At 51.0% G+C, this 7,581-nt stretch carries 3 protein-coding genes, 1 tRNA gene and 1 pseudogene; 2 read left to right on the top strand and 3 right to left on the bottom strand.

The window, feature by feature from the left end; translation table 11 throughout:
* Positions 1–34: 34 nt before the first annotated feature.
* Positions 35–111: transfer RNA gene (locus ACRZ91_RS21980), tRNA-Met, on the top strand.
* A gap of 478 nt (positions 112–589) precedes the next feature.
* Entirely contained in the window at positions 590–3,427 is a 2,838-nt protein-coding gene (locus tag ACRZ91_RS21985) for a hypothetical protein (RefSeq protein ID WP_480908617.1), read from the top strand.
* Here ACRZ91_RS21985 and ACRZ91_RS21990 read toward each other — a convergent pair.
* The 3 genes and pseudogenes from ACRZ91_RS21990 to ACRZ91_RS22000 all read right to left on the bottom strand — a co-directional run.
* Positions 3,420–4,838 carry a phosphatase PAP2 family protein gene (locus ACRZ91_RS21990; RefSeq protein WP_480908618.1) on the bottom strand — a complete coding sequence of 473 codons (1,419 nt, stop codon included), beginning with the start codon at positions 4,836–4,838 and terminating at the stop codon, positions 3,420–3,422. The genes ACRZ91_RS21985 and ACRZ91_RS21990 overlap by 8 nt on opposite strands.
* A 55-nt stretch (positions 4,839–4,893) precedes the next feature.
* Positions 4,894–6,681 carry an adenylate/guanylate cyclase domain-containing protein gene (locus tag ACRZ91_RS21995; RefSeq protein WP_010438704.1) on the bottom strand — a complete coding sequence of 596 codons (1,788 nt, stop codon included), beginning with the start codon at positions 6,679–6,681 and terminating at the stop codon, positions 4,894–4,896.
* A gap of 596 nt (positions 6,682–7,277) precedes the next feature.
* Positions 7,278–7,581 (bottom strand): annotated as a pseudogene (locus ACRZ91_RS22000) (hypothetical protein); the annotation flags it as partial.

The following is a 7,581-nucleotide window of genomic DNA, read 5'->3' on the forward strand; positions in this document are numbered from 1 at the left end:
GTAGCCGAATAGGCGGTAGACCAACGCTAAGTGTCGCGGGATGGAGCAGCCCGGTAGCTCGTCAGGCTCATAACCTGAAGGTCGCAGGTTCAAATCCTGCTCCCGCAACCACTTTTACCGAACCAGCCGCCGAAAGGCGGCTTTCATCGTTCTGGGCCAAACCAAGCATCGCCGTCAGCGCGCCAGTTTCCAATGAGTTCAATTGTATATGTCCCATCTTCCGGGACCAATCGAATCTCTGATAGCCGACACTGGCATATATTTAGAGGGGTCCTTAGTATCATTTCGCAGTTTGTGGCAGTTGGTCAAATCTATGAAAACCACCCGTAACTTATGGATCGATTTTTCAGCGGCTTTATCGCAATGAACAATCACTTGGCGGATCTAGGAGACCCGCTTCCTCTATTCCATGTTACTAGGTAGTAGCGCGCTAGAAGCCCCCTTTTCTAACAGTCCTTAAGTATCGTCCGTCGTTCGGTAAGCCTACCCGTTGAGTTATCATACTATCGGAATCTCAAAATTTCGATTAATTTGAAGTTACGTGCCCCAACTCAATCAAACCTATTTCTGAAGGAAAGGGAGCATAGTTTTGTCTATTGATTTTCCAAATTGGCCACCAGAACCTTACAACTCTGACAGTTGGCCACCACCGTGGCTTAGATTTGAGCGCGAGTATCCAAATTCGGAACGGCGTTCGCGACTAATATCGCATTCCGATGCGCCATATATCGCCATCGCGACGGATGAAGAGACTGATCGGGAAACACTTGGAGCTATTGCATCGGACTATTTGGATAAAGTTGAAGATTATCTAACAAGTCATGGGCAATCGTTGAATTGGCCTGAAGGGTGGGGCGGAAATCAGTTTAATGACAACGCCAAAGCTGGAAACTGGGACTTGGTTCACTGGCTGAATATCTGGCCTCCGGTTGACAGCGGTGCGAATGACAACCCACCTCAAATTGCGTCATGGAACCTGTCCCGCGATGAACTCCACAGATTGCCAGCAACGATAGTCATGGTGGCGACAGAATTCATAAATGATCAGGGGGAACCTGCCGAGTTCTCTATCGGTGTCAGCATTCCTATGCTGGTGGAGGAAACAGATGGTGGTAAACTCCGCGTCATCATTCGCTCGTTCACAGCAGAATACCCGGTTGTATCGCAGCAGAGTTGGTCGACCGTGGATGCTAAGGCCGCATTTCCGTCTCGAGAGGAACGACAGATCGAACTTGGGGCACTTACAAATGATTTAGTAAACTATCCATCTGATATTCTAAATCAAATTGGAGCCGCGGCTTCTGTTGAACCGAGATCCATCGATCTAGAGCAAATCTTTATCTTGTCCGATGTTGACCCGGATTTTCTGGAAGAACCGGTTGTTATCGAAACAGTTTCGAAAGCGCTTGGGTCAATCGAGCGATTTCCAAATCGCTTAAGTTATTCGGTGACCAACAAGATCAAGGCAATACCAATTGGCGGTGCGCAACAGCGACAATTCCACTTCGAATTGCTATCCACTGAAACCTGCCCACTGATCACCCATGTAGGTGAGGGCGAAGCAAAAATTTGGACTCAAGTTCCGCCTGCTTCGAAATTACCTTTTGATCCTGCAAATCCAGCATTGCCTTACGATTGGGATCGAAGGCGACCCACTCGTACAGATGATTTCCTTGATCGCTTCAGAGAGTTGGGAAAACTGACGAACGGGAATGAATTGACGCTGGAAGATCTGGGGTTTCGTGTTCGCCGATGCCCAGATTTTGTTCCAGGTGACCAAGATGGACTTGGCAATCCCGGACCGACCAAAGTTTTAAGGCTACCCGCGAACAAGGAGATTCTACTACGAAGTAATGAGTATTCAGCACTACTTGCCTATGTTAACTGCGTTGAATTTTTCGATTTGTTGAGATCGTTTGGAATTATCTTGGACGATTTCGTTGTTCGGGCAGAAAGGGACATTCAGATCTTTTACCGGTACGGTATTGCTCCGGGTCCTGGCAAAGATGGGCGAACGGTAAACGCGCAGGTCGCCTATGACTGCAAATCTGATGCTGCGACGTTGCCGACAATTCGAATGAATCTCGCACTTGCAGAACTGACACGTTGGGACCGGCCATTGAACAGCGACGGACAGCGTACCGTTGCGCAGCCCCTTGGCCTCGCGACTGACAAGCGCTGGATGCTTCATGAGTTTGGGCACTATTTGTTGGCTGCGCGTCTTGGGAAGCTTGAATTTGATTTTGCGCACAGCGCCGGTGACGCAATGGCCGCTATTGTTTGTGATCCGGAGTCTAGGCTGGCTGACCCGCGAAATGGTGTCGCCGAAAGCTATCGTGGAATCACATTCCCATTCGTGTTTTCGACGCGTCGCCACGACAGATCCCCCACGTTAGGTTGGGCGTGGTACGGAGAATTGAACCGGTCTGTTATTGAATCGCCGCCAACTGGTTGTGACGACCTGAAGGGTTATCTGACGGAACAGATCCTTTCGACAACGCTCTTCCGGCTTTATCGTGCGCTGGGTGGAGACTCGATGGATGCGGACGCACCGGATGTTTACCTGCGCCAACGTGCGTCTTTTGTGACGATGTACTTGTTGGTACGGGCAATCCAATCATTCGGGCAATCGCCATCGAGGGCAGAAATGCTGGAGCTGGCGATCGAACAAATTGACCGTTTGCAGGCTGGAGTGATTGAAATGCCTCCTATCCCAGATCTACCAAATAACCTACCCCAACCGGATGGTTGGAAAGGGGGTATGGTCCACAAAGTGGTACGGTGGTCATTTGAAACGCAAGGCATGTTTGTCGAGAACCTTGAAGAGACACACAATGGCATGGGCAAAGCGCCTGACGTCGATGTCTATATCGAAGATTCCCGCCCGCTTAGAGAGATGGTGAACGGCAGTTGGTTTAATTTCGGCGTGGGCAGTTATTGCCCGGTCTCGCTAGATTGGCGTGATGATGCGCAATGGACAATGCCGGATCAGGTGATTTTCGGGAATCGTGGATCGGTTACAGCTGAGGGCTGCACGCTTCGCCGCTGGTATGGGGTGGTCTTTAATCCAGAAGAGGATTGGGGTCTTTCCTCCATTATTATCTGGCTTCCGCTCTTTTCACAGGAAGACAATTTGCCGGACATTGGAGCAGGCGACAGGCGGGTTCTGCCGTTCAACGATGAGGGCGAAGCCCTGGCAGAGTTTGAGCGAATAGTGAACGCCGACCGACCGCAAGGTAGCACAGCATATGGTCTGGCGCTTTATGAAATCACTTGTCCAGACGATCGTGCCAATACAGATCCGCTGCAAAGCCTTGGGGTGGCTGTCGGGACAACATCCAGCAACCTACCCAAAACACCCCGAGCATTGACCGACCTCGTAGCTAATGACAATAACCTTGGGTTGCGGGTTATTCGGTTCATATGACTTCCGGCACAGGATCACTGTCCCATGGCGTGGGCCATTCGACTTTTGACGCGTCCAGCACCGTCATCAGCGTCGGACAATCGATACCCGCTATTGGATTTCCATCGACGTCTGTGTCGTTGGCTCTGTCAAACAGGGCATCCCAAATACCTGCAGCCAGATGGCGACTGGCCGTACTGTCGGTCGGGTAGTGCACGCCAATACGTTCTCGGTTCACTGCTATTCGATGCGCAATTGCAAGCAGTGGTGACTTTATGGGCGCGGTCCCGCGCAAGTCACTCCATCGTGGTTTCCGAAGCAGATGCCCATCCTCTGGGCTTGGAACAATATCCGCACCATCAATCGAAACTTTATCTTTCAGCACTCCGTAGCGGTAATAAATTCCCGGTATTTCTAGCAAAAGAAGCGAAATGAAATGCGCAAGAAATGAATGTCCGCTTGGGAATGCCGGATGTGCGGGTGGGCCGAACGGTACAGTCAGGCCGGGGCGGAGGATCGATGGTCGCACTCTTTTGTAATGTGCTTTGTAAGCCATGTAGATCACGTTACCTATTGCCAGCCCGACGTTTATCAGGTCGAGCGTATTGGGGTGATCAAACGAATTGATGCCCAGAAAATGAATGAGATAATCCGGTAGACCATCTGCCTGGACGTCGCTTTCCACAAGATAGTTCCACCGATCGTCCTCCATATAGATTTTGAGTTTCTCCAACTCGCCCTTGATAAATAGGAACGCGGCCAAATTCTCAGCGGCTGTATCTCCGGGTTGCCATTTCAGGTCGTTTGCTTCCAGCCAACGCAGCTTAATCGGGTCGATACCTGGCGGGATGCGGCCAAGGGAAATCGGTAACCATTTCCCAAATTGCCCAGCGATTTCAAGGGCTGCGAGCGTACCGGGCTCACTCCGGTCAGCGGCGCGCAGCCACTCACCCAATTGCGGATCAAACGGAAGTGTCCAGAAACGCAAATCCGGATCCCAGTCGGCGGTCGTCCATTCCAGCGGGTCACTGTTAGGTTGGTAGGGATTGATTATGAATTCGAGCGGAAATGGAGTTTCACCGGAATTGTCTGGTGTGAAGTTAAGCGACCAAGGCAACAGCGCCAGTTCAATGGGGGTAGCATAGTAGCTACGGATAAAGCCGATGCCACCGTCAGCTCCGACCGGGATCGCACCCATGCCCATGCCGTTACCCATGCCCATGCCCATGCCGTTACCCATGCCCATGCCCATGCCGTTACCCATGCCCATGCCCATGCCGTTACCCATGCCCATGCCCATGCCGTTACCCATGCCCATGCCCATGCCGCGACCCATGCCCATGCCACTACCCATGCCCATGCCCATGCCCATGCCGCGACCCATGCCCATGCCACTACCCATGCCGTTGGCTGTGTCCTTTCTAGAAGTCATTGGAAATCCCCCTATCGAATAATATGGACTTGAGATTTCGTCGACTCAAAGTCCTCTAACGCGGCAAACCCGCAATAAATAACCCACTTTTTAGGGCCAATTTGTCTTCTCTACGTACAAATGGATACCACGAAACAAACCGATCCACCGAGAAATCTTTGTCGAGCCTTAGAATCTCGGCTCCAACGGCCCGTGCCTTTTCCTCTTGACCGTTCATTGCAAGACTGGCCGCCAGAATTCTCAAGGTCGCAATAAAGCGAGAGTTGACCTGACGTGCCTTCTGCAACCAGGAAATCGCTTCAGCATAATTTCCCGAGGAAAACTCGGCGATTCCAACCCCGGTCCACCAAGTAAAGTTCAAGGTGTCAAACGGGCTTAGTTTAAATGCATTCTGAAACCGGGGTATCGCCTCGTCTCTTCGGCCTAAATACGACAATGTTACTCCACTGGTTGCCCAGCCGAGTGCATTATTCTGATCGAGGGACAGGGCCAGATCAAACATCGACATCGCTTGATGCGGATCACCCTCAATGAGGCTTGTCAGATGCCCAGCGACCACTTGGCAGAAAGGATCATCAGGATCCAATGCGATGGAATGTCTGGCATGCTCAACAGCCAGCAGTTTGTCGCGCTCAGGATTGTTGGAGCGTTCCTCGCCAACGAGGTAATTCAATCGCCAAGCGGAGTAAGCATAGGCTCTGGCATAGGTAGGATCCAGTTCCATAGCCCTTTGCAACGCTATTCCGGATTGATGATACCCCTCATCTGTGAACCGATACAGTTCTGATGCCGCCTTGAGAACGCAATCATACGCATCAAGGCTATGGGTAGAGCGATTTCGAACGCGTTCAATCCCGTGCGCGTTCAGGCGGGGCTCGAATGAGCCGACAACTGCGGCAACTATTGTGTCTTGAAAATCGAACAGATCTTCGGCGGTCCCGTCGAACGACTCGGACCAGATTGACCGGTTCAAGGCAACATCAACCAATTCCGCTGTAATCCGAAGCCGATTGCCCTGTCGGCGCACGTTTCCATCCATTACATAGTTTACGCCCAACTGCGCCGCGATCTCCTGGAGATCAATCGATCGATTGGCAAAACGCAATGTGGAGGCGCGGGCGATTACGTGAAATGCATGGCTGCGGGATAGGCCGCTGATAATGTCTTCGGTGATCCCTGATCCAAAATACTCTTCCATTTCATGGCCAGAAGACGCGCGAAATGGCAAGACGGCCACTGTAGGTCGCGATGTCCATTCAATGAAAGGTTGGTGTAGGCTCGCGCTTTCTGAGGAAGAAGTTTCCAGTGGCACAACCTGAAACAAGTGGATAACTCGATTGATGTTTTTTAGTCGCGGCGTACCAATATCTCTGAAGCGAACATTGATCTTACTTCCTGCCAGTTCTCGAACCAGTCCTGTCGCAACGATTTGACCCGGCGCTGCAGCGTCATGAATACGCGAGGCAATGTTGACGCCGTCACCCAATATGTTTCCGTGGCTCACCAAAACATCTTCGACATTTACTGCAATCCTTAATTGCAAATTTTCACGGGTGCCCCTTTGCGCCTCTGGATGTGGTTTCTTCTGAGCGTCGACAGCCCATTTCAAGGCAGCCACCACGCTGCTGAATTCAACGAGGATCGCGTCTCCGACAGTTTCGACCAATCGGCCATCATATTGCTTAAGCAATGGCAACAGCAACTCTTCTCTGAGCGATTTCCACTGGTTGCTTGTCCAAACATCGTCTTCTGCCATTAGGCGGGAAAAACCGGCAACATCTGCGAACGCGACAACTGCAAGCCTGCGCGTTTCAGAAATTGGAGGTTCGTTTTCACTCGCCATTGAAAGTCTTTCTGAAGAATCCTGTACGTTGTTTATGAATGATAACTTGAAGGCAGAGTAACGATAGGATTGTCTTCGGTCTATTGCCTCATCTAATGAATGGCGTCTTCTAACTGCTCTGATATAGTCGATATGCTTCTTTTGCCGAACGTTTTGGCTTCTTTGACTTCCTGTTACGCAGGAGGCTTCTACTCTCAGGATAAGTTCGATGAGGTCATACCCGAACACAACACGCTTTTGGTCGAAGGCCTGAAGAAAGCTGGTGTTAAGCCGTAGAGTTGGTCCAAATGCCAAAGTTCGCAAACTGCCGCAGACAAAACGTGCCAAAGGTAGATCCAATTTTGGCGCAATGTCCTCGAAAGGTTCTAAGCAATCGCTCATTGCTTCAATCGGCGACGACTGTTCCAGCCCAAAGCGGACATTCGTAACAAGATTTTGCAATTTCCGAGATCGGATCTAGGTGCGTTCATAACGCTGCATTTCTGACATTGATTTCATTAAAGAAAATCTTGGAACTTTGCCCATAAGTTTGCATGCTACAGAGAACTCATGGAATAAACAGGCCGTCAGGCTTATCGGCGGTGCCCAAATGCAGCTTACTCCCAATCGCCAGCAGATGAGCGCCAAGTGTCGGCTTCGCCATCCCAAACACTGGCGCTGACGCATGGCGTTGGGTTTATTCCGTCGCAATTGGATCCATGAATATCTGCTACGACAACGCGTCGACGCCCAAAATCAACGACCGTCCAGCCTTGGTTGAGCAAGGAGTGCACCTCTTCGCTAACCCAAAAGTGCGACATGCATCCACCAGTTCCGCAATAAAGAGATGCAGCACTCGAACACGCGAATCCAGATTCATTCAGAACCCAGTCGGGTTGTAGATCTCCGTCGAGATCGACC

Source organism: Ruegeria sp. O11 (assembly GCF_056535285.1).

Bases quoted from the DNA above. Each gene is read 5' to 3' on its own strand.
- ACRZ91_RS21995 (WP_010438704.1), bottom strand. From the start codon at position 6,681: ATGGCGAGTGAAAACGAACCTCCAATTTCTGAAACGCGCAGGCTTGCA.
- ACRZ91_RS21990 (WP_480908618.1), bottom strand. From the start codon at position 4,838: ATGACTTCTAGAAAGGACACAGCCAACGGCATGGGTAGTGGCATGGGC.